At 45.1% G+C, this 26,806-nt stretch carries 21 protein-coding genes; 14 read left to right on the forward strand and 7 right to left on the reverse strand.

Annotation, left to right across the window (positions count from 1 at the left end):
• Positions 1 to 89 precede the first annotated feature (89 nt).
• The 4 genes from U2P89_RS04660 to U2P89_RS04675 all read right to left on the reverse strand — a co-directional run bounded on the left by U2P89_RS04660 (position 90) and on the right by U2P89_RS04675 (position 7,017).
• Positions 90 to 1,715: a RagB/SusD family nutrient uptake outer membrane protein gene (locus tag U2P89_RS04660; protein ID WP_322190752.1), complete on the reverse strand. Its 1,626-nt coding sequence runs from the start codon at positions 1,713 to 1,715 to the stop codon at positions 90 to 92.
• A gap of 12 nt (positions 1,716 to 1,727) precedes the next feature.
• Entirely contained in the window at positions 1,728 to 4,721 is a 2,994-nt protein-coding gene (locus U2P89_RS04665) for a TonB-dependent receptor (protein ID WP_322190753.1), read from the reverse strand.
• Positions 4,722 to 5,116: 395 nt separating this feature from the next.
• A complete protein-coding gene (locus tag U2P89_RS04670) occupies positions 5,117 to 6,160 on the reverse strand; it encodes a GNAT family N-acetyltransferase (protein WP_322190754.1) in 1,044 nt (347 codons plus the stop codon).
• A 35-nt stretch (positions 6,161 to 6,195) separates the two neighbouring features.
• Positions 6,196 to 7,017, reverse strand: coding sequence for a 1-acyl-sn-glycerol-3-phosphate acyltransferase (locus U2P89_RS04675; protein ID WP_322190755.1), 822 nt, complete (start codon positions 7,015 to 7,017; stop codon positions 6,196 to 6,198).
• 427 nt (positions 7,018 to 7,444) lie between these two features.
• Here U2P89_RS04675 and U2P89_RS04680 point away from each other — a divergent pair, with 427 nt between their 5' ends.
• From U2P89_RS04680 to U2P89_RS04745, 14 genes are all read left to right on the forward strand, one after another.
• Positions 7,445 to 7,888, forward strand: coding sequence for a division/cell wall cluster transcriptional repressor MraZ (locus U2P89_RS04680; RefSeq protein WP_313380129.1), 444 nt, complete (start codon positions 7,445 to 7,447; stop codon positions 7,886 to 7,888).
• Positions 7,889 to 7,911: 23 nt separating this feature from the next.
• Positions 7,912 to 8,847, forward strand: a complete 936-nt coding sequence (gene rsmH / locus U2P89_RS04685; protein WP_313380130.1) for a 16S rRNA (cytosine(1402)-N(4))-methyltransferase RsmH — start codon at positions 7,912 to 7,914, stop codon at positions 8,845 to 8,847.
• Between the two features lie 61 nt (positions 8,848 to 8,908).
• Positions 8,909 to 9,241: an FtsL-like putative cell division protein gene (locus tag U2P89_RS04690; RefSeq protein WP_019538612.1), complete on the forward strand. Its 333-nt coding sequence runs from the start codon at positions 8,909 to 8,911 to the stop codon at positions 9,239 to 9,241.
• A 188-nt stretch (positions 9,242 to 9,429) separates the two neighbouring features.
• Entirely contained in the window at positions 9,430 to 11,628 is a 2,199-nt protein-coding gene (locus U2P89_RS04695) for a penicillin-binding protein (protein ID WP_322190756.1), read from the forward strand.
• A 38-nt stretch (positions 11,629 to 11,666) separates the two neighbouring features.
• Entirely contained in the window at positions 11,667 to 13,154 is a 1,488-nt protein-coding gene (locus U2P89_RS04700) for a UDP-N-acetylmuramoyl-L-alanyl-D-glutamate--2,6-diaminopimelate ligase (RefSeq protein ID WP_313380133.1), read from the forward strand.
• Positions 13,155 to 13,202: 48 nt separating this feature from the next.
• A complete protein-coding gene (mraY, locus tag U2P89_RS04705) occupies positions 13,203 to 14,462 on the forward strand; it encodes a phospho-N-acetylmuramoyl-pentapeptide-transferase (RefSeq protein WP_313380135.1) in 1,260 nt (419 codons plus the stop codon).
• Positions 14,463 to 14,549: 87 nt separating this feature from the next.
• Entirely contained in the window at positions 14,550 to 15,890 is a 1,341-nt protein-coding gene (murD, locus tag U2P89_RS04710; protein ID WP_322190757.1) for a UDP-N-acetylmuramoyl-L-alanine--D-glutamate ligase, read from the forward strand.
• Positions 15,891 to 16,092: 202 nt separating this feature from the next.
• Positions 16,093 to 17,460: an FtsW/RodA/SpoVE family cell cycle protein gene (locus tag U2P89_RS04715; protein ID WP_091907449.1), complete on the forward strand. Its 1,368-nt coding sequence runs from the start codon at positions 16,093 to 16,095 to the stop codon at positions 17,458 to 17,460.
• Positions 17,457 to 18,566, forward strand: a complete 1,110-nt coding sequence (murG, locus tag U2P89_RS04720; protein ID WP_322190758.1) for an undecaprenyldiphospho-muramoylpentapeptide beta-N-acetylglucosaminyltransferase — start codon at positions 17,457 to 17,459, stop codon at positions 18,564 to 18,566. The genes U2P89_RS04715 and murG overlap by 4 nt, the downstream gene beginning before the upstream one ends.
• 25 nt (positions 18,567 to 18,591) lie before the next feature.
• The gene (gene murC / locus U2P89_RS04725; RefSeq protein WP_322190759.1) at positions 18,592 to 19,974 is read left to right on the forward strand and encodes a UDP-N-acetylmuramate--L-alanine ligase; all 1,383 of its coding nucleotides are present in this window, start codon (positions 18,592 to 18,594) and stop codon (positions 19,972 to 19,974) included.
• Between the two features lie 65 nt (positions 19,975 to 20,039).
• Positions 20,040 to 20,771 (forward strand): hypothetical protein, encoded by a 732-nt coding sequence (locus U2P89_RS04730; RefSeq protein WP_322190760.1) that lies wholly within the window; start codon positions 20,040 to 20,042, stop codon positions 20,769 to 20,771.
• A 145-nt stretch (positions 20,772 to 20,916) separates the two neighbouring features.
• Complete coding sequence (gene ftsA / locus U2P89_RS04735) at positions 20,917 to 22,263, forward strand: cell division protein FtsA (RefSeq protein ID WP_322190761.1); 1,347 nt, start codon at positions 20,917 to 20,919, stop codon at positions 22,261 to 22,263.
• A gap of 21 nt (positions 22,264 to 22,284) precedes the next feature.
• Positions 22,285 to 23,580, forward strand: a complete 1,296-nt coding sequence (ftsZ, locus tag U2P89_RS04740) for a cell division protein FtsZ (RefSeq protein WP_322190762.1) — start codon at positions 22,285 to 22,287, stop codon at positions 23,578 to 23,580.
• 62 nt (positions 23,581 to 23,642) lie between these two features.
• Positions 23,643 to 24,092: a GatB/YqeY domain-containing protein gene (locus tag U2P89_RS04745; protein WP_091907459.1), complete on the forward strand. Its 450-nt coding sequence runs from the start codon at positions 23,643 to 23,645 to the stop codon at positions 24,090 to 24,092.
• A gap of 24 nt (positions 24,093 to 24,116) precedes the next feature.
• Here the strand turns inward: U2P89_RS04745 and U2P89_RS04750 are convergent, their stop codons facing one another.
• The 3 genes from U2P89_RS04750 to U2P89_RS04760 form a co-directional block, all read right to left on the reverse strand.
• A complete protein-coding gene (locus U2P89_RS04750) occupies positions 24,117 to 24,821 on the reverse strand; it encodes a hypothetical protein (RefSeq protein WP_076928651.1) in 705 nt (234 codons plus the stop codon).
• Between the two features lie 191 nt (positions 24,822 to 25,012).
• Complete coding sequence (gene trxB / locus U2P89_RS04755) at positions 25,013 to 25,954, reverse strand: thioredoxin-disulfide reductase (RefSeq protein WP_091907464.1); 942 nt, start codon at positions 25,952 to 25,954, stop codon at positions 25,013 to 25,015.
• 149 nt (positions 25,955 to 26,103) lie between these two features.
• Complete coding sequence (locus U2P89_RS04760) at positions 26,104 to 26,748, reverse strand: LolA family protein (RefSeq protein WP_091907466.1); 645 nt, start codon at positions 26,746 to 26,748, stop codon at positions 26,104 to 26,106.
• Between the last annotated feature and the right edge of the window lie 58 nt (positions 26,749 to 26,806).

Genomic DNA, 26,806 nt, shown 5'->3' on the forward strand with positions numbered 1-26,806 from the left:
TTTTAATCATGTTCTTGTGTGAGAACGGTTATCATGCTCGTTTCATACGATTATTTATTTTCAAATCAGTAAATCATCACATTAACACATTAATATCCCGGATTCTGTGTCAGGTTTTGATTGGCTCCTATGTCGTCAGAAGGAATAGGATAGATCTTATAGATATCGGCCACAGACCTTCCTGCCGGTACATTGCCTTTCCACGGCCATATATAGGAAGAGCCGGTAAATTTCCCGAAACGTACCAGGTCGGTGCGGCGTTGTGCCTCGAAGAAAAACTCACGTCCTCTCTCATCCAGAATAAAGTCGAGCGTAAGCTGGTTAGCAGTAATTGTAGCTACGTTGTCGTTTGTATAGGCACGCCGGCGTAAGTCGTTTACCAACTGCAATGCCGTGGCCTGATCGCCACCCGATCCACTTCTTAAAACTGCTTCCGCATAATTGAGATAGATCTCGCCCAGACGGAAGAGGGGGAAATCGGTAAATACGATATTGCTGGGCGGGAGCGTTCCGTCACTGTTGGTATTGAAGTATTTCACGATCGGTATTCCGTTATTGGTGAACAGGGAAGGATCCGTGATTTCATAGTTCTCGGTTTGGTCGATACGTACCATAGAGAAACGGGCATCGTCTTCATGTCTGTTCTCCCTTTCGAAATAGTTTAACAATGAAACCAATGCGCGATTACCCTGCCAGGCACCTACTGAATTTATTTCAGCCTGTAAAGCGGAGGGAACCGTACTGCTCATCAGAAAGGTCATCCCACCCCAGGTCTGGGTATCCTCTCCTTCGTAGCGGATAGGCAGAATTATTTCCACTGAATTATGGTTGTCAGCCGTGAATACATTGCGATAAACCGGATCGAGGGCAAAATTTTCGTCGAGTACCTTTTTGCTGTAAGTAATACTTTCCGTATACTTATTCACTCCAATATATGTTTCCGCATTGAGGTAGAGACGCGAGAGCAATGTCCAGTTGGCGGCTTTATGTGCACGTCCGTAGTAAGTTCTGTTATAACCCACAAAAGGATCAAGCATATCCGCTTCACATTCTGTCAGTTCTTTTTCGATATAATCGAACAAGTCTGCCGCCATGATCTGTGGAGGAAGCGTACTGCCTACCGGGCTGTTTTCGTCTACGAAAGGTACGTTCCTGAACATGTCCAGCAGATAGTAATAGGCGAGTGCACGCATAAAGCGGGCTTCGGCACGGTATGTTTTGATCTCTGCTTTTACCTCCTCATTTGCTCCCCTTGAAGAGAGATTTTCGTCGGTTGTTTCCCTCAGGAGTGCGTTGGCCAGGTTGATCTGATAGTAAAGACGATAATAAAATCCTTTGATAAAGACATTGTTTGCTGTCCATGTTATATAATTCAAATCAGGTATACCCACATCATTCCAGGCACAAAGCGCTTCGTCTGTGGGCAATTGCTGCAGGTTCCAGAGCCCTCTCAGAAAAGATGCCTGGCTTCCGCCGTCCACACCCGCCACATCGGGATCACCGTCACCGCCGCTGTTACCACTGATGGCCAGGCCGGCATAAATCTTGGCAAGCAGTTCCTGATAAGGCCCTATTTCACTTCCGAAAACCACTTCCGACACCAACTCTTCCTTGTCGAGCGGGATGGTGTTTAAGTCATCGAGACAGGAGGAAAGTCCTGCAACCATTATACTGATTGTTACGATGACCAGAAATTTATATTTTACTCGTTTCATATTTTTCAAGAATTAAAAGTTTAAATTAAACCCAAGGATAAATACGCGTGGGTGAGGATAGATATTGTTATCTATACCGTCGTTGGTGAATTCGGGATCGAGTCCTTTGTATTTCGTAATCACAAAGGGATTCTGCACAGTAAAATGAAGTCTGGCAGATTGAAGCCAGTTAGATATATTATTGAAATTATACCCTAGTGAGATATTATCCATCTTTAAGAAAGATGCATTTTGGATATAATAACTGGATTGATAGTGTACGGCATCAAAATTGGTGAAGGTCGCACTGTTCACCTTGTTCTTCAGCCAGCCGGAGGGATCGTAGGTGATCGATCTGGATTCACGATTCGATTGGATGTTATTATAAGCATAATTTCCGATATTGGCTCGCAATGAGAAATTGAGATCCCAGTTTTTGTATGACAATTGGGAAGAAAGTCCCATAAACACATCGGGTGCCGCATTTTTATAAACGATCATATCTTCTTCGTTGATCTGTCCGTCTGCGTTTTGATCCACAAACACTCCTTCCAGAGGTCTTCCGTCATTATCATATACCTGCTCATATACATAAAAAGAGCCGGAAGGATAGTTCACGCTGTGGATGGCAATATTATTTCCTGTACCGCCGTCGATACCGCCGAAGCGTACGCCCACATAACTGGGATCGTCGTTAATGGTCAGCTTTGTGATTCTGTTTTTGTTATAAGTAATGTTGTAACTTACATTCCAGTTCAGGTCCCTGCTGACGATGGGTCTGCCTGTGATGCTGAATTCAACTCCCTTGTTTTCCAACTCGCCCACGTTGGTAAGCAGTTGGTTGCTGAAATTTGTTCCGGCAGCTATACCCACAGTATTCAGCAGGTCGGTGGTCTTACGATAATACACATCGAATGTACCGTTAATACGGTTATTCAGGAACCCGAAATCTAATCCGGCATTGTAAGTGGCTGTTTCCTCCCACTTCAGGTTTTCATCATATGCCAGGGGACGAATCAGGGAAACTCTGGTATCTCCGAAGAAATAATTGGCTCCGGCCTGACTGTAACTATATCTTCCCATCCAGGGATAATCGCCGCTACCCAGGTTCTGCTGTCCGGTAACTCCATAACCCAAACGTAATTTCAGGTCGGACATCACATCTCCGGCATCCTCCATAAAAGGTTCGTTAATGATACGCCAGGCAAAAGCCGCAGACGGGAACAAACCCCATTTATTGCCGGGGCTGAACCGGGAAGAACCGTCGTTACGCAGTGTGAGTGTGAGAAGGTAACGCTCCAGCAACGAGTAGTTCAAACGGCCGAAGAAAGAGATCACATAGCTCTCCGTAGAATAATCATTCCCTTCCTTGTAAAATTCATTCCCCGTTTGGGCAGCCATTGCAGCCGAATAGGGATATGTATTTTCCTCTTCACGATAGAAGCGCTGCCAGGAGTAACCTCCCATAGCGTCGATTCTGTGTACGCCGAAATTGTTCGTATAATTCAGATAGAAATCGAGCAGAGTATTGCTCTTGTATTGATAATAGGTGGAATTTTCACCCCAGCCGGCCTTGTAATCTCCCCAGACCCAACTCATGGGAGAGTTGTCTGTAATAATCACATCGCCATTACTTTCGGAAATATCATAACCCATATTGAGGTTAGCTCTCAGCCCTTCCAAAAACGGTAGGTTATAATCGAGTTGCAGATTACCTATACTCCTGTACACTTTGGATCTGTCGGATTTCTGTTCCAGTATGGCTAATGGGTTGGCCAACCCGATATCGATGGGAGTCCCGTCGGCTTTGAGTGACATATAATATCCGTTTCCGTAAGGAGAATTGGTCTCGGAATAGACCGGCATGGTCGGATCGAACTGAGTGGCAGAGTTGATGGCGCCACGATCGGCAAAACGATTGGTATTGTACACCCCTTTCGCGTTCAACTGCACTCTCAGTGAGCCGTCGAGGAAGGTTGGCGACAAGTTGATACTTCCGGTGTATCTTTCTAAACCGGAGGTTTTCAGAATACCGTTCTCATTGGTATATCCTACGGATACGCGATAGGGCAGGAAATCCGTTATGGCGCCGGAAACACTGAGATTATGATCGGTGCTGGCGGCAGTTCTGAAAATTTTATCCTGCCAGTTGGTTTGGGTATTGCCTAACGCGGCCGCCTGCTGACTACCTTCACCAAAAGAGTTGATGACATAATTCCTGAAAGTGGGGGCATCCATTACATCCACCAATCCTGTTCTGGTACTGACAGACACATTCCCGTTGTAAGCCACCCGTAATTTTCCACTATGCCCTTTTTTGGTTGTAATGATGATCACGCCGTTTGAGGCACGTGAACCATAAATAGCGGTAGCAGACGCATCTTTCAACACGGTGAATGTTTCGATGTCGTTTGCATTGATAGTACTTAACGGATCGTCCATCCCGTTGATACCTTCAGTATCCACAGGCACACCGTCGATCACGATCAGCGGATCGTTGCTGGCCGACATGGACGAACCGCCACGGATACGGATGCTGGAAGACGATCCAGGAGCCCCCCCTGATGAAACCACGCTCAAACCTGCCACTTGTCCCGCCAGTAATGCGGAAGGAGAGGTGGCAAGTCCCCTGTTTATTTTTGTTGCGTCTACAGCAACCACTGAGCCCGTTGCATCATCTTTCCGTACGGTTCCGTAACCGATCACTACCACCTCTTCCAACAACTCCGTATCTTCCTCCATCGTTATATTGATGGTCGTTCTGTTGTTGACGGGGATGGATTGCGGCCTGTAGCCGATGTAACTTATCTCCAGGATGCCGTCCGCAGGAGCCTGAAGCGTGAAGTTACCGTCATAATCGGTGATTGTTCCCGATAAGGTGCCTTGTACAAGGATATTGGCGCCGATAATCGGTTCGCCGGCAATATCCGTTACCGTCCCTCTCACATTTATCGTAGCGCCGGTTTGGGCGTTGGCCGATAAAATCATTAGCATACCTGACAACATCGTCATCAGGAACGCTTTCATAGTTTTTTTGAAATTTACATACATGTTGCTAACATTATAAGATTAACTGATTAATACTCATTTCATCCTCTACAAAGTTGCGGGTATCACATAATAAAAAATGAAAGGTTAATAAACATTTTTCATTTATTATATTATTGTCACCTCACTTCCAGCATCAAAGTTAGATTTTCTTAAATGGAATGGCATTGAAAAGAAGTTAATTAACTCGGTTTGCTTGTGCAAACGATTGCATTTTTGAATGATAAAGATTGAATTATCAGTTAGTTATGATTTGGTGTGAGGGTGCGTGAAAATGTCCGGTTCAGGGGTGGGTATGCAAGACCGGTACGGGAATATTGGATGTATTCCTGTCTTTTTGATAGTGTGAAGAGGCGAATAAATGCCGGAGGTGCCTATTTTCTCTCTTTCCTTTTTTCTATACGCTTTAATTTCGGGAGTGTAACCTTTCTTCTTCCCGCACTACCGGCTATCCTTTTTCTGAGCAGCATAAGAAAACGTTTGCTGGGATTACTCTTGAGGTATGACTCAATATGACGGGCACGTTTTTCTTCCAGTATCTGGTCTATCTCAATGAGGATACCTGATTCTTCCACGTCGCCGAATTCGTTGTTGATGGCAGTACCGAAAAAACGCATGGTAGGTGATAAACTCATATAGGCATTAATCAGCGGAGGTATATTGTAGCCGAGGGTACGCACCTCTTTATTAAGTATCCTGTAATCTTCACTGAACTTTTTCCCGGTAAAAAGCTGTTTCATCCGGCTTATGTCGGTGTTTGTCATGAGCGGATCAATGGGAGTTACCAGTTTCTCGCTGTCGGGAAAATGCTTGTGAAGAAAATAGAGTATCATATTGCGTGCATCCTTATTATAGGTGCCATACATGGTTACCTTTCCAAAAAAATACCTGATCCCCGGATCGATAACGGTAAGGGCTCCCAACCCGTCCCACAGGTTATCGAGTGCAAAGATACCTTTTCTGCCCAGCAATGTCGACTGATATTCGAGTGAGACGAATGACCGGCCTAATTCCACAGTGTGAGGAAGATAATCCGTTATGAATTGCTCCGAAAAATTGTAGAGATGGGCGGTGGCAAGCATGGGCTTGTTTTGCTCGTTGAACTCCACATCCGAGCCGTAGATAAAACGATAACCTCCCAATATTTCTTCATTTTCGGGATCCCATACGATCAATTGCCGGTAAGGCACATCCATCGTGTCATATTGGTCGATGTCAGCTTCTAATCCTGTTCCTCCGCCATAGTGGCGGAACGCGATCTCTCGTAACCGGCCGACTTCCCTCATCAGGTTGGGTGAATCATGCGCGGTGAAGACATAAATTTCGTTATTGGCTTTGTTGGTCGTCCTGACTCTCTTCTGAACGGTCAGTTCACTTTTTATCAGATTTTTATCGATAGGATCTATGATCTTCTCCATAATACTTTCTCTTTTTTATTTTTAATGAGTCGTCATTAAGCCATCGAGTAAACCACTTCTTTTACGTATTGAGCCCACTCGGCTGGTGTTTTGGATTTATCGAACATTTGCCGGGGAATGGGCTTCCCAAAGGTGATGGTGAACGACTGGTTACTATTCTTGAACATTTCGTCCGGCAGATAGATCAGTTCTATATTGAATTTTATACCCGATACCTTGCGAAGATTGGCAAAATTGTAGAAAAAGTTGGAATTCCTGCCTGCAAAATGTACCGGGATAATATCTCTTTCATATTCAACTGCTTTAATAATAAAACTCTTCAACCATTCCGGATCTTTGATTACACCCCTCTGCTTTCTGGAGCAGAGGCCGGCCGGGAAAGTGATCATCTGGTTGTCAGATGCATAAGCCTCGTTGATTGCACGTGCCGAATCTTTAGCCTGGGAACCATATTTGTTGATGGGAACAAAGATAGGTTTCAGCGGATCAATATAGTAGAGCACGTCATTTACAAGATACTGAATCTTCCCGTTATATCTTTCACCCAGAATGGCAGAAAGACAAATGCCGTCGAGTCCGCCCAACGGATGATTAGATGCGAAAATAAATCTTCCCTCATCGGGTATATTCTCTTCTCCTCTGGTTTGAAGGGTAAGTTTGAACTCTTTGTCGATGAGGGCACGCATAAAAGCTACCCCTTCAAGCCCTTGATTCCGCTCCAGAATGCCGTTAATATCATCCTGATGGACAGTCCGCTTGAGGTAGTTGGTTAGAAATTTCGGAATTTTATTGTAATATCTGGGTGATTTATCTCTTAAAATACGGTCAATATCAACCCGAAATGCGTTGTGATCCATTACATCGTCTTCTCCTTCTAATTTGTCGCAAATGTACAAAAATAGTACATATAAGATAGCGATCAACAAAAAAATCTTCAATTACATTAGACTATATGTGTTCGCTTATCGAAAAAGTACTCGCTATGGCAGAAGATAAACTTGTTTATCTTCTGTTCTTGTGCTCGGCAATGTTTCAAGCGAGCTTGACATTGCCCTCGCTTAACCGTTATTTTAGCTTAACGAAATAATTCTCTTTAGAAGGAATAGAGAACATTTTAGAAAAAACCGGGTGAAACTCCCCACTTTTACTCTGATGATTAAATGTTTGATAATTAATGACTTTTTGAAGATGTGAGGATTGTTGAAAACTTTTTTATAAATTTTTGTGTGGAAATGTGGGGAAAAGTGGATTATTTTGTACTTTTACCGCGTTATATGTATAAATATGCTGCAGTTTCTTGGAAATATGGAAGCCAAAGCCGATGCAAAAGGGAGAATCTTTGTGCCGGCTATCTTTCGCAAGCGCTTACAGAGCGAGGGTGAAGAATTTCTTGTGCTCCGTAAAGATATTTTCCAGGAATGTCTCGTATTGTATCCCGGGAGTGTATGGGAGAAAGAGATTGAGATGCTCCGTGGCAGATTGAATAAATGGAATAAGGAGCAGCAGCAGATTTTCCGCCAGTTTGTGCTGGATGCCGAAAGGCTTGAGATGGATGCAAACGGACGGATACTTATACCGAAGCGTTATCTACAAATGGTTTCTATTGAATCGGATGTTCGTTTTCTCGGTGTGGATGAAACCATTGAGATCTGGGCGAAAGAGAAATTGGAAAAACCGTTGGTCGATCCCGACGAATTTTCTTCGAAATTACAGCAATTAATGGAATAGTGTATAAGGAGTAGAATAGCATTATGTCTTCACAAGGCGGACAAAATGGAACAGTGTATCATACGCCGGCGTTACTTGAAGAAAGCGTCGATGGATTGAATATTTGTCCCAATGGAGTATATGTCGATGTCACTTTCGGCGGCGGAGGACACTCCCGTGAGATACTAAACAGATTAGGTGAAGAGGGACGGCTTATCGCATTCGATCAGGATGAGGATGCTGCCGGGAATATTTCGGCCGATCCCCGTTTTACCTTTGTGCACGGCAATTTTCGCTTCCTGAAGAACTTTCTTCGATATCACGGCGTGGAGGCGGTGGATGGTCTTTTGGCTGACCTGGGTGTATCGTCACATCATTTTGATATTTCTGAACGTGGTTTTTCATTCCGTTTACCGGGTGAGTTGGATATGCGTATGAATCGCCATGCCCAAAAGAAAGCTGCTGATATTCTCAATGAATATGGGGAGGGGCAGCTGTCCGAAATTTTTTTCCGGTACGGCGAATTGAGAAATGCGCGACAGATAGCCTCGGCTGTGGTACGATACCGACAGGATAAACAAATCAGGGAGACTGATGACCTGCTTGCAATTCTGGAGCCTTTCACCCGTAGGGAAAAAGAAAAAAAGGCACTGGCACAGGCATTTCAGGCACTTCGTATTGAAGTGAATGGTGAGATGGAAGCATTGAAGGAGATGCTTTTACAGGCTTTACAATTATTAAAACCGGGTGGACGTCTTTGTGTGATCTCATATCATTCGCTGGAAGACCGTCTGGTGAAGAATTTTTTCAGGACAGCCAATTTTGAAGGGGAACTGGTGAGGGATTTCTACGGAAATGTGGAGACGCCTTTCACGGTGATAAACCGCAAGGTGATCATTCCTTCGGAGGAAGAGATGCAGCGTAATCCGCGTTCAAGAAGTGCCAAGCTGCGAATTGCGGAGAAAAGAAAATTAATGTGATGATTTACTGATTGGTTGATTGATTAATCAGCACATCAGCACATCAATAAATCAATTATAGGTGAAATTTAAGTTCGATAACATACGCAAATCGTTTGTCCGTGTTTTTGGGGGGAGTGTCCTTACTGAGGACTTCTTCCTCAAAAACATGAGATTTGTTATTGCTATCGTGCTGGTGATGTTCTTGTTTATCAGTCATCGATATAAAGTGCTTCAGCAGATGGCGGAGATCGAAAAGCTACAGCAGGAACTCAGGGATGCAAAATATGAATCGCTTACCATTTCCTCGAGTCTTACCGAAGCGAGCAGGCAGGGCGAAATTGAGCGACGTATTGAGGAGGCTGGTTTGGAACTGAAAGTGACAAATGAGCCTGTTTATTATTTGGATAAATAAGCAGAACGTTTTCGATAAGCAATATGAGCAGAAGACAAGCTTGCTTGGATTATGCCATTGCGAGAAAACGACTAATGTAATTGAACGTTTTCGATAAGCAAATTTATTTGTTTTGCCGAGCGTAGATTTGAAAATTAAGGAGCGAAGGTGATTCAAAACGACTAATGTAATTGAACGACTTACAGAAAATGAAACGACAAAATCGGAATAACAAACGGGCTATTTTGGGTAGATACGGTTTTATCGTTGCCCTGTTGATGGTGTTTGCCGTGATGATCATTTTTTCTGCCGGAAAGATCGTATTTACTGCCGAAGGGAAAAAATGGCGTGAAGTAGGTGAAAAGGAGACTGTGATCAGGGATCGTGTGATCCTGCCCAAAAGAGGCAATATTTATACGCACGACGGCAAACTTCTGGCAACTACAGAACCGCTATACAGTATCTATATGGATTTCTGGGCAGATGGGATGCAGAAAGATACACTTATTAAATATGTGGATGACCTCTCGGTAGCATTGTCCAAAAAATTCCCTGACAGGACCGCCGCCCAGTATAAGAATGTGATCATGAACGGGTGGTCGATGCGCGAAAAAGAAGAGCGTCAGATCCGTGAAAATCAGGAGAAAGGGATCGATAAGCGGGTGTCGATCCGCTCCCGTTACGTAAGAATATTACGTAACGATATCTCTTATGTCGATTTAAAGGAGATCCGTACCTATCCGTTCTGGAACCAGCGCTCTAACCGTAGCGGACTGATCGCTGAAGAGCGGAATGCCCGTAAAAAACCTTTCGGTAACCTTGCCAACCGTACAGTCGGCAGTGTCTATAAAGATATTGATAAGGGAGGTGCCAGCGGTCTGGAGTTGAAATACGACTCGTTGCTCAGAGGCGTTCCCGGTATAAAATTCCGCCAGAAGATACAAGGTAAATGGATGGATGTGGTAGAGCAACCGGCCGAAGAGGGTTGGGATATTGTTACTACCATCGATGCAGCCATACAGGATATTACCGAGCGTGCCTTGCGGGAGAAGTTGATTGAGACGGAGGCCGAGTCGGGTACAGCCATCATCATGGAGGTGAAGACCGGAGAAATAAAAGGAATTGTCAACCTCGACCGTATGAGTAACGGGGATTATGCCGAAGGAAATCCTAACGCATTCTCCTATATGAATGAACCGGGTTCTACTTTTAAGACAGTGACTACGATGGTGGCGCTCGATGACGGAGTGATCACTCCTACCGATTCATTTTATGTAGGGAACGGACTCTTTCAGTATAACAGGAGATGGGTGCGGGATCATTACTGGCGTAGGGGACAAGACAGGGGCTACATGACTGTGGCCGAAGGGATGGCTGTCTCATCGAATGTGGTAATGAGTAAAATCGCATTAAAAGGATACGAAAACAACCCAACAAAATTTGTAGAGGGAATAGACCGTATCGGTTTGAGAAAACGGCTCACATGGGATGTACCGCTTAACGGAATCGAAGGTACTTCATCTATCCGTTTCCCCGATGACAAAACCAATTACTGGTCGAAAACCACTCTCCCCTGGATGTCGTTTGGATATGAAACCCAGGTGCCGCCCATCTATATGTTGATGTTCTATAACGGGATTGCTAACGGCGGAACAATGATAAAACCCTTTATCGCCAAGCAGTTTTTCGAAAAGGGAAAAGTGGTGAAGAATGTGGAGGCTGAGGTAGTAAATCCGAAAATGTGTAAGGAAACCACCCTGGAGCAGATTCATCAGATGCTGTTGAAAGTGGTGGAAGATGGTACGGCTAAAGTGGTGGGTTCCGACTATTTCACCATAGCCGGTAAGACCGGTACGGCACAGATCGCTTCCGGAGGAGGTTATGGAGGCTATTACGTTTCGTTCTGCGGTTATTTCCCGGCAGAAGAACCGATGTACACCATCTTTGTAGGGCTAAGAAAACCGAAAGGTGTGCCTTCGGGTGGAGGAATGGCTGGTATGGTTTTTAAAAATATAGCCGAGCAGACCTATTTAAGGAAGGTGCGGTTAGATGTGGAGGCATGTAGGATAGACTCTACACTGCAAAAACAACCTTTACTGAAAAACGGTAACTGGGATCGTAACAGGTCGCTGTTGAACGCATTGAATTTACCGGCGGAAGGTCCGGCAGAAGCTGCCGATTGGGTGAAGATGAAATACGACAGTACTACTTACCGATCGGAACCAATTGCACTGAACAGTGCTCTGATCCCCGATGTTAGGGGGATGGGCGCCCGCGATGCAATTTATCTGCTGGAGAAGTCTGGGTTGAGGGTAAACCTGATCGGGGCAGGAAAAGTAGTATCCCAGTCGCTTTCACCCGGTCAGAAGCTGGTGAAGGGTACTACTGTCACTATTACGATGCGGTAAGGTGGTAAGGTGATTTTAAAATCCAAAATTCAAAAAAAATGAAACTGAGTAAATTGATTGAGGCTTGTGATGTTATTGCCCTGCGTGGCAACGGTGAGGTGGAGGTGACATCCATCACGTCCGATTCTCGTACGGTAACGCCGGGTTCCCTTTTTATTGCGGTAGAAGGGATCTTTACCGACGGTCATGCTTATATCGGTAAGGCGATAGAGCAAGGTGCCGTGGCAGTAGTGTATGACAAGCCGATGATCGAGGAGTATTTTTCACGCGTGACCTATGTACAGGTAAAACAGAGTGCTATCTCTCTCTCTCAGATAGCTTCGGCATGGTATGGTCATCCTTCGTCATTGCTGAAACTGGTCGGTGTTACCGGAACAAATGGGAAGACGACTATTGCCACATTGTTGTACGATGCGTTCCGCCATCTGGGCTATCCTTCGGGATTGCTTTCCACAGTGGCCAATTACGTGGACGGGGAACGGTATCCCACTACGCATACCACACTCGATCCTGTTACTCTCAACGATTTCCTGCGTAAGATGGTCGATGCCGGCTGTGAATATGCTTTTATGGAAGTGAGTTCACATGCTATCCACCAGAAACGGGTGCACGGACTTCGGTTTGCAGGAGCTGTTTTTACGAACCTGACCCAGGATCATCTCGATTATCATAAGAATATGCTGGAATACCGCAATGTGAAAAAGTCCTTTTTTGATGATCTTCCGGTTGATGCCTTTGCACTGACCAATATCGATGACAAAAACGGACCGGTGATGTTGCAGAATACGAAGGCTGCACAATACACTTATTCGGTGAGGGGAATGGCTGATTTCAAAGCCCGTATCTTTGAAAAGCATTTCGACGGTACAGATATAGAGATAAATGGAAAAGAGCTGACCGTGCAATTTGTGGGTACATTTAATGTGTATAACCTGTTGGCTGTATACGGGGCGGGGATCCTGCTTGGGCTCGATGAAGAAGAACTGCTACGGACACTTTCTCTGCTGAAGCCTGTGGCAGGCAGATTCCAGACACTCCGTTCGCCGCAGAACTATACGGTGATTGTCGATTATGCACATACGCCGGACGCTCTTTCCAATGTGTTGAGTGCTATTGATGGTGTACTGAACAGGAAAGGGCGGATCATCACCGTAGTGGGATGTGGCGGGAACCGTGACAAGACTAAACGTCCTATTATGGCACGGGAGGCGGTGCAACTCAGTGATAAAGCAGTCTTTACGTCTGACAACCCCCGGTTTGAAGAACCGGGGGAAATCCTTCAGGATATGCTCGATGGGCTTACCGAAGAGCAGAAAGGCAACACACTTACTATTGCCGACCGTCGGGAAGCAATCAAAACTGCCTGTGCACTGGCACAACCGGGAGATGTGATTCTTATTGCCGGCAAAGGGCATGAGGATTATCAGGAGATAAAAGGAGTAAAACACCATTTCGATGACAAGGAAGAGGTGGAAAAAATATTTAATAAACTAAAAACTAAAAGTGAAAAGATTGAAAGAGATTGAGTGAGATTGATCAAATCCTAAATCTCAAATCCCAAATCCCAAATTTGTATGTTATATTATCTATTTGAATATTTAGACAAACTCGATTTTCCCGGAGCGGGCATGTTCCAGTTCGTGATGTTTCGTTCTGCAATGGCAGCTATCTTCTCCCTGTTGATCGGGATTTTTGTCGGGAAGAAGATTATCAGCGTATTACAACGGAGACAGATAGGGGAAACCATACGGAATCTCGATCTGGAAGGTCAATATAGCAAACGGGGTACACCCACTATGGGAGGAGTTATTGTGATCCTTTCCATTTTAGCATCCACATTACTTTTTGGGAAATTAGAGAATATCTATATTATCCTGATGCTTGTCAGCACTGTCTGGCTGGGTACATTGGGTTTTGCCGATGATTATATTAAAGTATTCAAAAAGGATAAAGAGGGATTGAAAGGAAAGTTCAAGATCGTGGCACAGATCGGGCTGGGGCTGATCGTTGGCCTTACCATCTATTTCAGTCCTGAAATGGTTGTCCGGGAAAATACTGAAATCCGTGTCAATAATGTGATAGAGGAGGTGACTTATAAGAATGAGGATGTAAAGACTACCAGTACTACCATTCCTTTTGTAAAGAATAATAACTTCGACTACAAATGGCTTGTCAGGTGGATGGGAGATTATGCAGATACTGCGGTATGGATTGTTTTCATTCTGGTGGTGATCCTTATCGTGACGGCGGTCTCTAACAGTGCCAACCTGACGGATGGACTGGATGGACTGACCTCCGGTTCCTCGGCGATTATCGGGGTGGCATTGGGTATCCTCGCCTATGTTTCGGGGCGTGTCGACTTTGCCTCTTACCTCAATATAATGTATATACCGGGTGGTGATGAACTGATGGTTTTTGCTTCTGCCTTTGTGGGAGCCTGTGTCGGCTTCCTCTGGTATAATGCTTATCCGGCGCAGGTATTTATGGGCGATACAGGTAGTCTGACAATGGGAGGGATTATCGGTGTCTTTGCCGTATTGATCCACAAGGAGCTCTTGTTGCCAATTCTATGTGGTGTCTTTTTTGTGGAGGCATTATCTGTCATCGCCCAGGTAGCCTATTTTAAATTTACGAAGAAAAAATATGGTGCCGGTAAGCGTATCTTTAAGATGACCCCGCTGCATCATCATTACCAGAAACCGGGTGATGGAAGTATCGATGCTCTTATTCAGAAGCCTTTCGCTCCATTGGCAGAGCCGAAGATCGTAAGCCGCTTCTGGTTAGTAGGGATGATTTTGGCAGTATTGGCACTGGCGACACTCAAAATGCGGTAATGATGTTCCGGGTAAGGGAAAGGTAATGGTTGGGTAAGCCCGGGCGAGTATAGAACCGGTCGGCTTGTACAATTAAATGAAGGATCGATGGATAAAAAGTTAATAGTGGTATTGGGTGGCGGTGAGAGCGGTGTGGGTTCTGCCATACTCGCGCAGAAGAAAGGCTTCAGGGTATTTCTTTCCGATAGTGGTGTGTTGAACGATACACATCGTGAAACGCTTCAAGCGTACCGGATCGCTTTTGAGGAGAAACAACATACTGGGGAATATATATTGACGGCCGATGAAATTGTGAAAAGTCCGGGTATCCCCGATACTGCCCATATCATGCAAAAGGTGTTGGAAAAAGGTATTCCTGTTATCTCCGAGATTGAGTTTGCCGGTAGATATACGGATGCAAAGGTGATCTGTATCACCGGAAGTAACGGTAAAACCACCACAACCAGCCTGATTTACCATATCCTTCGCTCGGCAGGATTGAATGTGGGATTAGGCGGTAATATCGGAAAGAGCTTTGCCCGCCAGGTGGCGGAAGAGTCGTATGACTATTACGTATTGGAATTAAGTAGTTTCCAATTGGAGGGGGTATATGATTTTAAAGCCGATATTGCAGTGCTTCTGAATATTACCCCTGATCATCTGGACCGATACGATCATAATTTACAGCATTATGTGGAGGCCAAAATGAGAATCATCCGGAATCAGAGGACTGAAGATGCTTTCATTTATTGGATAGATGATCCTTTAGTGACGAAAGAAATTGAGAAGTTGAAGCCAGCGGCCACCACTTATCCCTTTGGAGAGAAAAAAAACGGTCATATGGCTGCATATACCGAAAACGGGAAACTGTACATTCAAACGAAAGAAAATATATTCGATATGGAACTGGAATTGCTTGCTTTGGAAGGGATGCATAATGTGTACAACTCGATGGCATCGGGTATTGTCGCAAAACTGATGGATGTCAGCGACGAACAGTTACGTACATCCCTGTCCGATTTCAAAGGAGTCCCGCACCGGCTCGAGAAAGTGGCTACGGTACGTGGAGTGCAGTATATCAACGACTCCAAAGCGACCAATGTAAACTCATGCTGGTATGCCTTGCAGAGTATGCGTACGAAAACAGTATTGATCCTCGGAGGAACTGACAAAGGGAACGATTATACCGAAATTGAAGAATTGGTACGCAGCAAGGTGAGGGCACTGGTCTTTCTGGGGAAAGATAACAGTAAACTGCACGCCTTCTTCGATGGTAAAGTGGATGAGATCAAAGATGCCGGTTCTATGACAGAAGCGGTAGAGGCAGCCTATCAACTGGCACAGAAAGGTGATACGGTTTTGCTGTCACCCTGTTGTGCAAGTTTCGACCTGTTTAAGAATTACGAAGACCGTGGTGACCAGTTTAAGGAGTGCGTCAGACGATTGTGATTGAGGTGGAAAAGTGCCTAAGTGGAAAAGGAGACTGGGGAGAGTGTCTAAGTATTTGGGTGATTTTATTAATTCAATCTTGTTCAATCTTGTTCAATCTTGTTCAATCTCAATCAATCTTGTTCAATCTCCCTCAATCTCTCAATCAATCTCAATCAAATCTCAATCAAATCTCTCAATCAATAAATCAACAAATCAAATTATGCTTAACGACAGTAATCAAATGGCCGATCCCGATCAACTTTATGAAGGGGGAATGGAGACGGAATCTTCGTTAGGTGATTTCGGACGTAAGATATTTAAAGGTGATAAAGTGGTCTGGCTGGTCTTTATCATTCTGTGTGTTATTTCATTGGTAGAGATATTCAGCGCTACCAGCACCATAGTTTATCGCCAACAGAATATATGGGGGCCGATATTGCGGCATGCCATGTTTCTGATAGGGGGGGTGGGGGTGATCCTGCTTATCCATAATATACCCTACCGCTATTTTTCATCGTTGATCTTTGTATTGATAGGAGCTATTGTATTACTCATACTGACGCCATTTATAGGGACCAGTGTCAATGGTGCCGACCGGTGGATATCTTTTATGGGTTTCACTATTCAACCTTCGGAAATAGCAAAAATATCACTGATGGGAACGATTGCTTTTCTCCTGAGCAAGCAGAACGGGGAAAATGACGGCATATTGTTCCGATGGATGATAGGACTAATGGTGGTTGTCTGCGGTATTATTGCCATGGATAACCTGTCGACGGCAGTATTGCTGTTTGGGATCTGTTATCTGTTGATGTTTATCGGCAATGTGAAGATACTGCGGTTGTTAAAAGTAGCCGGAGTGGGGATTTCGGTAGTGCTCCTGTTTATCCTGATGCTAAACGTGATTCCCGACAACTGGACCGAATCTGGCCCGTTAAACCGTTTGGGTACATGGAAGAACCGTATTGCCAATTTCAGTACCCATAAAGAGTTGTCGGAAGAGGAGTATTTTACAATTACCGATGAAAATTATCAGGTAGCACATGCCAAGATCGCCATTGCTAATGGAGGTATAGTGGGTGTATTTCCCGGGAACAGTACAGAACGCGATTTCCTTCCGCAGGCCTATTCCGATTTTATCTATGCTATCATCATTGAGGAGATGGGAATCCTGGGTGGACTCTTTGTCCTGATGCTCTATGTAATTATCCTGATCCGGGCGGGAATGATTGCGCGGAAGACCGAGAAACTCTTTCCTAAATATCTTGTGTTGGGATCTGCATTGATGCTTTCCATACAGGCTTTTGTCAATATGGCGGTGGCAGTCAACCTGATCCCGGTCACCGGACAGCCATTGCCATTAGTGAGTCGCGGTGGGACTTCCACGCTGATCACCTGTGCTTATTTTGGATTGATCCTGAGTGCCGACCGTTTCGGTATCGGTAAGAAGAAAGAGGAGAAAGCTCCTGAAACAAAACCCGGTCAGGATGAGGAGAATGATAATGATCTTCACAATCCTGCAAATGAAATAAAAGAGTCGGTCGACAAATTGGAAGATAAGGTTGAATTTGAAATTATTCAGGTATGAAACGGATAATCATCAGCGGCGGCGGTACGGGTGGACATATTTTCCCGGCTATAAGTATTGCCAATGCCGTGAAAGAGCGGTGGGCCGACAGTGAAATACTTTTCGTGGGGGCGGAAGACAGAATGGAGATGGAGCGTGTACCGGCAGCCGGATATAAAATCGTTGGACTGCCGGTTGCCGGATTCGACCGGAAGAATCTTCTGAAGAATTTCTCTGTGTTGATAAAGCTCTTCAGAAGTATGCAAAAGGCACGTAAGATCATAGATGATTTCAAACCAGCTATCGCGGTGGGGGTAGGAGGGTATGCCAGTGGCCCCACACTGAGAGCGGCAGCCGCGAAGGGTGTGCCGACACTTCTTCAGGAGCAGAACTCCTATGCCGGTGTAACCAACAAGATGCTGGCACGCAAGGCAGCCACTATCTGTGTAGCCTATGAAGGAATGGAGCAATTTTTCCCAAAAGAGAAGATTGTCCTTACCGGTAACCCCTGCCGGCAGGATCTGGTGGTATCGGAAGAGAATCGGGCGGAGGGATATGCTCATTTTCAACTGGATCCCGCCAAAAGGACTATTCTAATGGTGGGAGGAAGCCTTGGTGCCCGTACACTCAATCAAAGTATAATATACGCATTTCCAGAGTTGGCTAAAGCCGATGATCTTCAGGTGATCTGGCAATGCGGAAAATATTACTATAAAGAGATACAGCAACTGCAGTCGGAAGGTAAAATACCGTCAAACGTACACCTGTTTGATTTCGTCTCGCGGATGGATTACGCTTATTCAGTGGCTGACCTGATAATATCCCGTGCCGGTGCCGGCTCTATTTCTGAATTCAGCCTGCTGGGAAAAGCTGTCATTCTGGTGCCTTCCCCCAATGTAGCCGAAGACCATCAGACAAAGAACGCACGGGCACTGGTCGACAAAGACGCAGCTATTATGGTGACGGATACTGAGGCTCCTGATATTTTGTTTGATAAAGCGATAGCGCTTGTGAGAAATGACGGGGAATTGAAGAAACTCAGTGAGAATATCATAAAACTGGCACAACACGATTCAGCAAAACGGATCGTCGACGAAATTGCAAAGATTATTCTCTCGGGAGATTGAAGGAGATTGAAGGAGATTGAAGCAAATGAATTACGAATCGATATATTTTATAGGTATTGGTGGCATTGGCATGAGCAACCTAGCCCGCTATTTCCTTTTGAAAGGGAAAAAGGTGGGGGGATATGACCGTGTTGAAACGGTACTTACAAGGTCATTGCAGAAAGAGGGTGCATTTATCCATTATGAGGATGATATTCATGCTATTCCGGCATCATTTTTCGATAAAGAAAAAACATTGGTAGTCTATACACCTGCCGTCCCCGCATCACATGGCGAATTGCTCTATTTCCGGAAGAATGGTTATATGGTAATGAAAAGAGCTCAGTTGCTCGGTGAGATTACAAACAGTAGCAATGCTATTTGTGTGGCGGGAACCCACGGTAAAACCACCGTATCGAGCATGATCGCTCACCTTTTACGGCAGTCACAAGTGGATTGTAATGCCTTTTTGGGGGGTATCCTGAAGAACTATAATAATAATTTGTTGCTCTCGGAGAAGAGTAATATCACGGTAGTGGAAGCCGATGAGTATGATCACTCTTTCCATTGGCTGGAACCATGGATTGCTGTCGTCACTTCGGCTGATCCCGATCATCTGGATATTTATGGCACGGAGGAAGCATATCGGGAGAGCTTTGAGAAGTTTACCTCTCTCATCCGTCCTGATGGACACCTGATCATGAAAAAAGGGATACCGATGACCCCCCGTACCGGAGAAACGGTAAAGATATGGAGTTATGGTGAATCGGAAGGCGACTTTCATGCGAAGAATATCCGGATAGGAAATGGAGAGATTGTCTTTGATCTGGTGACCCCCTCAGTAATAATCAGTGATATTTCACCCGGTATTCCTATGAAAATCAATGTAGAAAATAGCGTGGCTGCTGCCGCAGTGGCGTTACTGTGTGGCGTTACTCCGGATGAAGTCAAAAAAGCAATACACACGTTCCAGGGAGCCGGGAGGCGGTTCGACTTTCATATCAAGAGCGACAGAATTGTTTTCATTGATGACTATGCCCACCACCCCCGTGAATTGTCGGCTGCCATCACTTCGATCAAAGCGCTTTATGCTGATAAGAAAATAACGGCTGTATTTCAGCCCCATCTCTATTCGCGTACCCGTGACTTTGCACTGGAGTTTGCAAATAGTTTGTCTCTTTTGGACGATGTGGTACTGCTGGATATTTATCCTGCCCGGGAGGAACCCATCGAAGGGGTTACCTCTCAGATCATTTTCGATAAGATAAGGTCGAAGGAGAAATTGCTTTGTAAAAAAGGGGAATTGATCGCATTGCTCAGGGAAAAAGATGTGGAGGTCCTGGTGACGTTCGGAGCAGGTGATATTGACCGATTGCTCCCTGAAATAGAGCAGGTGTTGAAAGAGAAATATCTGTCGGGAAGTAAATGATTTTGAAGAGTTCATGCGATTGAATAACAAATTGTATCTTTGCAGGTGATAAATATTTTTATCAGGTGAAAAAAATTCTCATCATATTGATTGCGGCGGTGGTCATTGGCTACCTGATCTTTTCGGCGTCTTATTTCAGGGATATGTCGAGAAACAGGGTATGTGAGAGTTTTGGCGTAGTGATTGAAGACAGTGCCCACTACCGGTTTGTATCGACGCAGGATATTGTGAATCTGGTAAAGCGGTACGACCTCGATCCGGTCGGCAAGACATTCGGCGAGATCAACACGCTGGCCATCAGGGATACTATCCTTGCCAACAGGCTGGTGGAGTCAGCCAAGGTATTCATTACCCCGGCCGGTTCCGTTATGGCGACAGTATCTCAACGGAAGCCGGTGTTGAGGGTTATTTCTGATGTAAAAGGTAATTTTTATGTTGATAATGAGCGCCGTATCATGCCCGTGTCGGGTAATTTCGCCGTATATGTACCTGTAGCAACCGGAGCTATCGACGAAGAGTTTGCCCGGAACCAGTTGTCTGATTTTGCACTGTTCCTCTCTTCCCATCCCGATTGGGATGCGTGGATAGAACAGATCGTAGTACAGAAAGACCAGGAGGTGGAGTTGATACCACGGGCTGGTGATTTTCGGATCATTATGGGAAGTCTCGATGATTACCAGGCTAAGTTGGCTAAATTTGCCCGTTTTGTGGATGAAGGGCTAAATGTGGTGGGATGGAATCGCTATTCTGCCATCAATCTGAAATATGATAATCAGGTAGTCTGTACGAGAAAATAGGTGTGCCGACGATTGAATTTCTTCTTTCTGCCGCCTTTGGTATAACTACCTTGATGCAAATGATGTTAAAAAGCAAACAAAAGGTATTATAAGTATGTTTGTTAAAAAAATAAAGTAACCTAGGGTTCATCTTTGACTGAATAATATGACGCAATCTGGATTTATAGTTGTAATTGATCTTGGTACTTCCAAAATCAAAGGGGTTGTGGGCCGCAAGAACGAAAATGGAGTTATCTCCATTCTGGCAAGCAGCTCTATCGACTCGGGGAATTCGATCCGCAGAGGAATGGTTTACAATATCGAACAGGCCGGTGCGAATGTGCACAAACTGGTCATGATGCTTGAAAACAGCCTGGAGAGGCGAATTGGAAAGGTCTATGTTTCTCTATCAGGGCAATCATTGCATACGATGGAATTCAGTGAGATGCTGCGGATCTCATCCGGAATGGTCACAGAGGAAGAGGTGAACCGGTTACGTAAATTGGCAGAGAAATTCCAGCCCGAACTGAAACGCAATTACAGGATTGCGGATGTGGAATATTATATCGACGATAAACCGGAACCCAGCCCGGTGGGAGTGACGGGTTCCGAGATAGAGGCCGGTTTCAAGCTGATCGTCGGGCGTCCCAATCTGCTGGTAAACATAGAAAAAAGTATTACGGCCAAGACCAACCTGGAGATTGTAGATTATATTGTAGGACCGATGGCATCGGCGTCAATTGCACTGAACGATGAAGAGAAAGAGCTGGGTTGTGCTTTTTTGGATTTCGGGGCAGGTACTACCACACTGTCGGTCTACAAGGGAGGTATACTCCGCCGGATGGTAGTCATTCCCTTTGGCGGAAAGAATCTCACGAAAGATATCTGTGCGTTGAACTTTACCGAGAATGATGCCGAACAACTTAAGATAAAATTCGGGAAAGCTTTCGAAAGCCAGGATGGACCTATGTTCTTGTCTCCTTTTTCCTCGAAACCGGATGTCGACCTTACCGAACTGAATAAGGTGATCGGTATGCGGCTGGATGAGATAACGGCCAATATCAAAGAGCAAATCGTCTTGTCGGGATACGAAGGCCAGTTGGGTGCAGGACTGATTATTACAGGGGGGGCCTCGCAGCTCAAAAACCTTGATCTTTATCTTACACAAAAATTGAAAATGCCGGTAAGAAGAGCATCTGCCAAAAAAACCTCTATAAATAATTCTCCCGACCTGATGCATGATCCCGCATTCACCCAAGCGTTGGGAATGCTTCTTTTTGGTGAAGAGAATTGTGAGATGATAAAATCAGAACCCGTCGAAGTTGAAGATGAAGAAAGCGGCAGATCCGGTGCTTCCGGTTGGTTCAGCGGGATAGGGCGAAATTCGAGACCCGAAAAAAAACCTAAACCCCCTAAAGTGAAGAAATCCAAGCCAGAGAAGCAGGAAGGGGGATTTTTCTCGAAAATGGAAGATGTATTCGGAGGTATTTTCTCTGAAGAGGATGATGAATAACACTGTTTTTATTTGCAGCAGATGGACGACGAATTATTGGATTTTCAGATAGAGAGCCGCACTGACGCTATTATCAAGGTGATCGGTGTGGGTGGCGGTGGTGGTAACGCCGTGAATCATATGTTTCAAGAGGGAATGCATGATGTCTCTTTTGCTTTATGTAATACTGATAACCAGGCACTGATGGAATCGCCGGTACCTGTAAAGGTACAACTGGGCGGACACACCACCGGAGGACTTGGAGCCGGCAATAAACCCGAGATTGCACAGCGTGCAGCTGAAGAGAGTGTCGATCTGATTGAAGATCTCCTGAACGACGGCACGCGGATGGTTTTTATCACTGCCGGGATGGGTGGTGGAACAGGAACAGGAGCTGCTCCCGTGGTGGCTCGTGTGGCAAAAGATATGGGAGTGCTCACGGTTGGTATTGTAACCATTCCCTTTATGTTTGAAGGCCCAAGGAAAATCGTGCAGGCATTGAAAGGGGTGGAAGAGATGGCGAAAAACGTAGATGCGCTGCTGGTGATCAATAACGAACGCCTGCGTGATATCTACAGCGACCTGACTATGTTGAATGCTTTTGCCAAAGCGGATGATACTTTGGCTACAGCCGCCAGGAGCATCGCCGAGATCATTACCGTGCACGGACATGTGAACCTCGACTTTGCCGATGTGAACACCACCCTGAAAGACGGTGGTGTGGCTATTATGAGTAGTGGTCTGGGTAAAGGAGAGGACAGGATCAACGATGCAATAAAGAATGCGCTGCACTCACCGTTACTCAATAATAACGATGTCTTCAGTGCCAAGAAGATACTTATCAATCTCTCTTTTGGCGAAGCACATCCGCTGATGATGGAAGAGATGAATGCGCTCCACGACTTTATGTCGAAATTCAGCAGAGAGATAGAGGTTATCTGGGGAGCTGCCGTGGAAGAGTCGCTCGACGAAGAGGTGAAGGTGACATTGCTCGCTACCGGTTTTTCGATTACCAGCGTGCCGGGTATCGAAGAGCATGAACAGGAAAAGAGCCGAGCCGAGCAGATCCAGCAACAAATCGAAAAAGATGCGAAACTGGCACAGGAGAAAAAAGACAAGGAACTGATCGAGAAATATTACGGCAAGACCGGGCTGAAGACACTGACCAGTGTCAACTACCGATTAGAGCCTTTCGTATTAACTATCGACGAACTGGATGACGATAAAGTATTGGAGGCATTGGAAAAGACACCTGTGTTTAAACGGGAGTCCACCTTTAATCCCCGTATTTTCTCATCTGATGTGCAGCAACAACAATCATCCTCTCTGTTCGATTAATCTGTATCATGAGATTTTGAAATCAACAAATCATCACATTATCACATCAACAAATCAAAAATATGTCACTAATAGATACCATTACCGATGAGATAAAGAAAGCCATGCTGGCCAAGGACAAGGTGCGGCTGGAGGCATTGAGGGCGATCAAAAAGGAACTGTTGGAAGCCAAAACAGCGAAAGGTGCAGGTGATGAACTTACGGAAGCAGTGACGACTGCCCTTTTGCAGAAGATGGTGAAACAGCGCAGGGACAGTGCGGAAATCTATACCGCGCAAAAGCGGGAAGATCTGGCCGGACCGGAGATCGCACAAATGGAGGTGATCCGGGAATTCCTTCCGGCACAACTTTCGCCTATAGAACTGGAAGCCGCTGTGAAGCGTATTATTGAGGAGATAGGGGCATCTTCCCTGAAAGAGATGGGAAAAGTGATGGGGATTGCGTCCAAACAACTTGCAGGCAAGGCCGAAGGAAAAGATATCTCCGAAACAGTAAAACGTTTGCTGGCATAACCGGCAAACGTTTTGTACAAGGAATTAGTTTCTCCTGTTATAGGGTATATAGACCTTTTTTAACCGTTTATCCAGTTTATTGGTTTTTCGTGCCCTTTTTTCTAATTTCTGTAGTTCCTTGTCCCTGTTTTTGCCGGTCTTAAAATCCTCTGTCAGCATCAGCAGGGAAAGGGTTTCCTCGTCAATGAAATTGATCTTGAAAACAACCGTCCTGTTTTCTATTATATCGTTCTCTGCAAGTCTTATCTGGTAATCTTTTCCCGGTGTGTAATCAAGGGAGATGGAGTTATATCCCAGTGAAGTGGCTGATATGGAGGCGATTTTATTGCAAGGGGTAAAGAATACTTTTCCGTCGTTACCTGTTACCTTGCCGCTGATCAGTTTACCCGACTTAGTTCGTGATTCCACAAGGATGCCCTGAACGGCATAGTTCTGTGAACTGACTGTATGCACGACACAAGTGTCTTTTTTCGAACCGTCCAACAACTCGAAATTAGTCTTATCACCGCTGTAATCCGTTGTGTGGATAAAAAGATAATCCCCCGATAACTCATACTTCCCTTCTCCCACGTGTGCTGAAGAGAGTCCTCCGAAACCGCTTATGCGGAAGGTCACTTTTTCACCCGAGAAAGCAATGGAGTCTGCCCCGATTTTATAGGTCCCGTCTAATTGTGCGAAGAGAGGTATTCCCCATAGGAGTATGCCCGCAAGTAACAGAATTTTTTTCATGTGTCGTGTTTTATATGAAAGGCAAAAATACGATTAATATTCGTGATGAAAAAAAATGAAATGTTAAAACGGGCCTTATCACGGATATCTTTCAACTCTTCTATGAGTAGTCTCAAAACAAAGAAGGAGAAAAACCCTTCGGTTCTTCTCCTTCCCGGTTATTGAATAGGATAAGCAGTGTAAATTGTTTCTTACAACCCTTTTTCTGCAAGATAACGTTCCGCATCTATAGCAGCCCTGCATCCGGTTCCGGCTGCCGTGACAGCCTGACGGTAAATGGGATCGGCTGCGTCGCCACAGGCGAAAACACCTCCGACATTGGTTTTTGCAGTAGGGTGTTCAGTAATGATATAACCTACCTTGTCCATCTTGATGAAATCTTTGAATATACTAGTATTGGGGGTATGTCCGATAGCGAGGAAGAATCCGTCGATGGGGAGGTCGTACCGTTCCTCATCCTGTTCGCCCAAACGTTTTACTAAATGGACGCCTTCCACTCCGTTTTCACCATAGAGGCCTACCGCGTTATGTTCGAAAAGTATTTCGATTTTGGGATTGTTCATTACCCGCTCCTGCATGATCTTCGAAGCACGCAGGTGATCCTTGCGGACAATCATATAGACTTTTGACGCCAGCCCCGACAGATATGTGGCCTCTTCACAGGCTGTATCGCCGCCACCCACTACGGCTACTACTTTTTTACGGTAAAAGAAACCGTCACAGGTAGCGCATGCCGACACACCTTGTCCGGCATACTTGGTTTCATCAGGAAGGCCTAGGTATTTGGCCGATGCTCCGGTAGAGATAATGACCGTGTCAGCTTCGATCACATGTTCATTATCGATCGTCACTTTAAGCGGACGTACCGAAAAGTCGACAGCAGTAGCCCTTCCGGAACGGACATCCGTACCGAATCTCTGCGCCTGTTTTTTAAGATCTTCCATCATCTCCGGCCCTGTGATCCCGTCGGGATAACCGGGGAAATTCTCCACTTCGGTGGTAGTCGTTAGCTGTCCTCCCGGCTCCAGGCCCTCGTAGAGAATAGGTTCGAGATTGGCGCGTGAAGCGTAAATGGCAGCTGTATAGCCGGCCGGTCCTGATCCGATGATCAGGCAACGTGTCTTATTTCTCATATCTGTTCTTGAATTTAAAATCCTTCCTCACTGTTGTTATACTGGGGGAAGGCGTATGGATTATTAATTAGTTCAAAGTTACAACTTTTCTTCCATATACCGCATCGGTTATTATCATAATCTATTTGCGGTAAACGGAAAATATGGACTTACCTGAGATCTACTATTTCAACGCCGGGATAATCGTTTTTGTCGAACCTGAATAGGGTATCACTAAATTGATGGTTCGTGTTGTAGCCGGAAATATCGATTTTATTTTTCATTCCATCGGCCATCGTAAGGATTACCTGTATGATATTGCCGCTTTCCTTATCAATGGCTGCAGTGATGGATTTGAAATCTTTATTCTGACTGGCGGGAACCATATCGATCAGGTGTGTGCTCCTTCCGTTGATTGTTTTGGAAGCAGGTGTTTTCAACGTAAATCCGTTCTTGTATATCCCCAGAAGCGCCAATGGGCTGATAGAAGCTATTTCACTGGCTGTAGGAGCACTGATATTTACTTCGTTCACATCTTTCATCAATACCCATTGGGTTTTTCCGTCGAACCAGATATCCATCGCTTCCATCTCGAGTTTGAATTTATCGCCTTTTATATAGGCTTCGCCTGACTGGGGTATATAGACTGTTCCATCCTTATCGGTCAGTGTCGATTTGAATGATAATCTGATGCCGCCGGAAGTCTCGTAAGTGGCATATGCTTTGTCCAAAAGCGCCTTGGCATCGTTTGAATTCTGGGCGAATGTATATCCTGACAGGAGAAAAATTAATAATATGGATGAGATCGTCTTCATTTTAGCTGTTTTGGTTTTGTTTGTTTGATGGATTGGACTGCAAAAACGGGAGTTAGTT

The organism is Proteiniphilum sp., from assembly GCF_034331125.1.
In the GTDB taxonomy this organism is placed as follows: Bacteria; Bacteroidota; Bacteroidia; order Bacteroidales; family Dysgonomonadaceae; genus Proteiniphilum; species Proteiniphilum saccharofermentans.

What these genes read in the sequence shown, in the direction of transcription:
- U2P89_RS04660 (WP_322190752.1), bottom strand. Translation starts at nt 1,715, where the DNA reads ATGAAACGAGTAAAATATAAATTTCTGGTCATCGTAACAATCAGTATA.
- U2P89_RS04665 (WP_322190753.1), bottom strand. Translation starts at nt 4,721, where the DNA reads ATGAAAGCGTTCCTGATGACGATGTTGTCAGGTATGCTAATGATTTTA.
- U2P89_RS04670 (WP_322190754.1), bottom strand. Translation starts at nt 6,160, where the DNA reads ATGGAGAAGATCATAGATCCTATCGATAAAAATCTGATAAAAAGTGAA.
- U2P89_RS04675 (WP_322190755.1), bottom strand. Translation starts at nt 7,017, where the DNA reads ATGGATCACAACGCATTTCGGGTTGATATTGACCGTATTTTAAGAGAT.
- U2P89_RS04680 (WP_313380129.1), top strand. Translation starts at nt 7,445, where the DNA reads ATGCTGCAGTTTCTTGGAAATATGGAAGCCAAAGCCGATGCAAAAGGG.
- rsmH (WP_313380130.1), top strand. Translation starts at nt 7,912, where the DNA reads ATGTCTTCACAAGGCGGACAAAATGGAACAGTGTATCATACGCCGGCG.
- U2P89_RS04695 (WP_322190756.1), top strand. Translation starts at nt 9,430, where the DNA reads ATGAAACGACAAAATCGGAATAACAAACGGGCTATTTTGGGTAGATAC.
- U2P89_RS04700 (WP_313380133.1), top strand. Translation starts at nt 11,667, where the DNA reads ATGAAACTGAGTAAATTGATTGAGGCTTGTGATGTTATTGCCCTGCGT.
- mraY (WP_313380135.1), top strand. Translation starts at nt 13,203, where the DNA reads ATGTTATATTATCTATTTGAATATTTAGACAAACTCGATTTTCCCGGA.
- murD (WP_322190757.1), top strand. Translation starts at nt 14,550, where the DNA reads ATGGATAAAAAGTTAATAGTGGTATTGGGTGGCGGTGAGAGCGGTGTG.
- U2P89_RS04715 (WP_091907449.1), top strand. Translation starts at nt 16,093, where the DNA reads ATGCTTAACGACAGTAATCAAATGGCCGATCCCGATCAACTTTATGAA.
- murG (WP_322190758.1), top strand. Translation starts at nt 17,457, where the DNA reads ATGAAACGGATAATCATCAGCGGCGGCGGTACGGGTGGACATATTTTC.
- murC (WP_322190759.1), top strand. Translation starts at nt 18,592, where the DNA reads ATGAATTACGAATCGATATATTTTATAGGTATTGGTGGCATTGGCATG.
- ftsA (WP_322190761.1), top strand. Translation starts at nt 20,917, where the DNA reads ATGACGCAATCTGGATTTATAGTTGTAATTGATCTTGGTACTTCCAAA.
- ftsZ (WP_322190762.1), top strand. Translation starts at nt 22,285, where the DNA reads ATGGACGACGAATTATTGGATTTTCAGATAGAGAGCCGCACTGACGCT.
- U2P89_RS04745 (WP_091907459.1), top strand. Translation starts at nt 23,643, where the DNA reads ATGTCACTAATAGATACCATTACCGATGAGATAAAGAAAGCCATGCTG.
- U2P89_RS04750 (WP_076928651.1), bottom strand. Translation starts at nt 24,821, where the DNA reads ATGAAAAAAATTCTGTTACTTGCGGGCATACTCCTATGGGGAATACCT.
- trxB (WP_091907464.1), bottom strand. Translation starts at nt 25,954, where the DNA reads ATGAGAAATAAGACACGTTGCCTGATCATCGGATCAGGACCGGCCGGC.
- U2P89_RS04760 (WP_091907466.1), bottom strand. Translation starts at nt 26,748, where the DNA reads ATGAAGACGATCTCATCCATATTATTAATTTTTCTCCTGTCAGGATAT.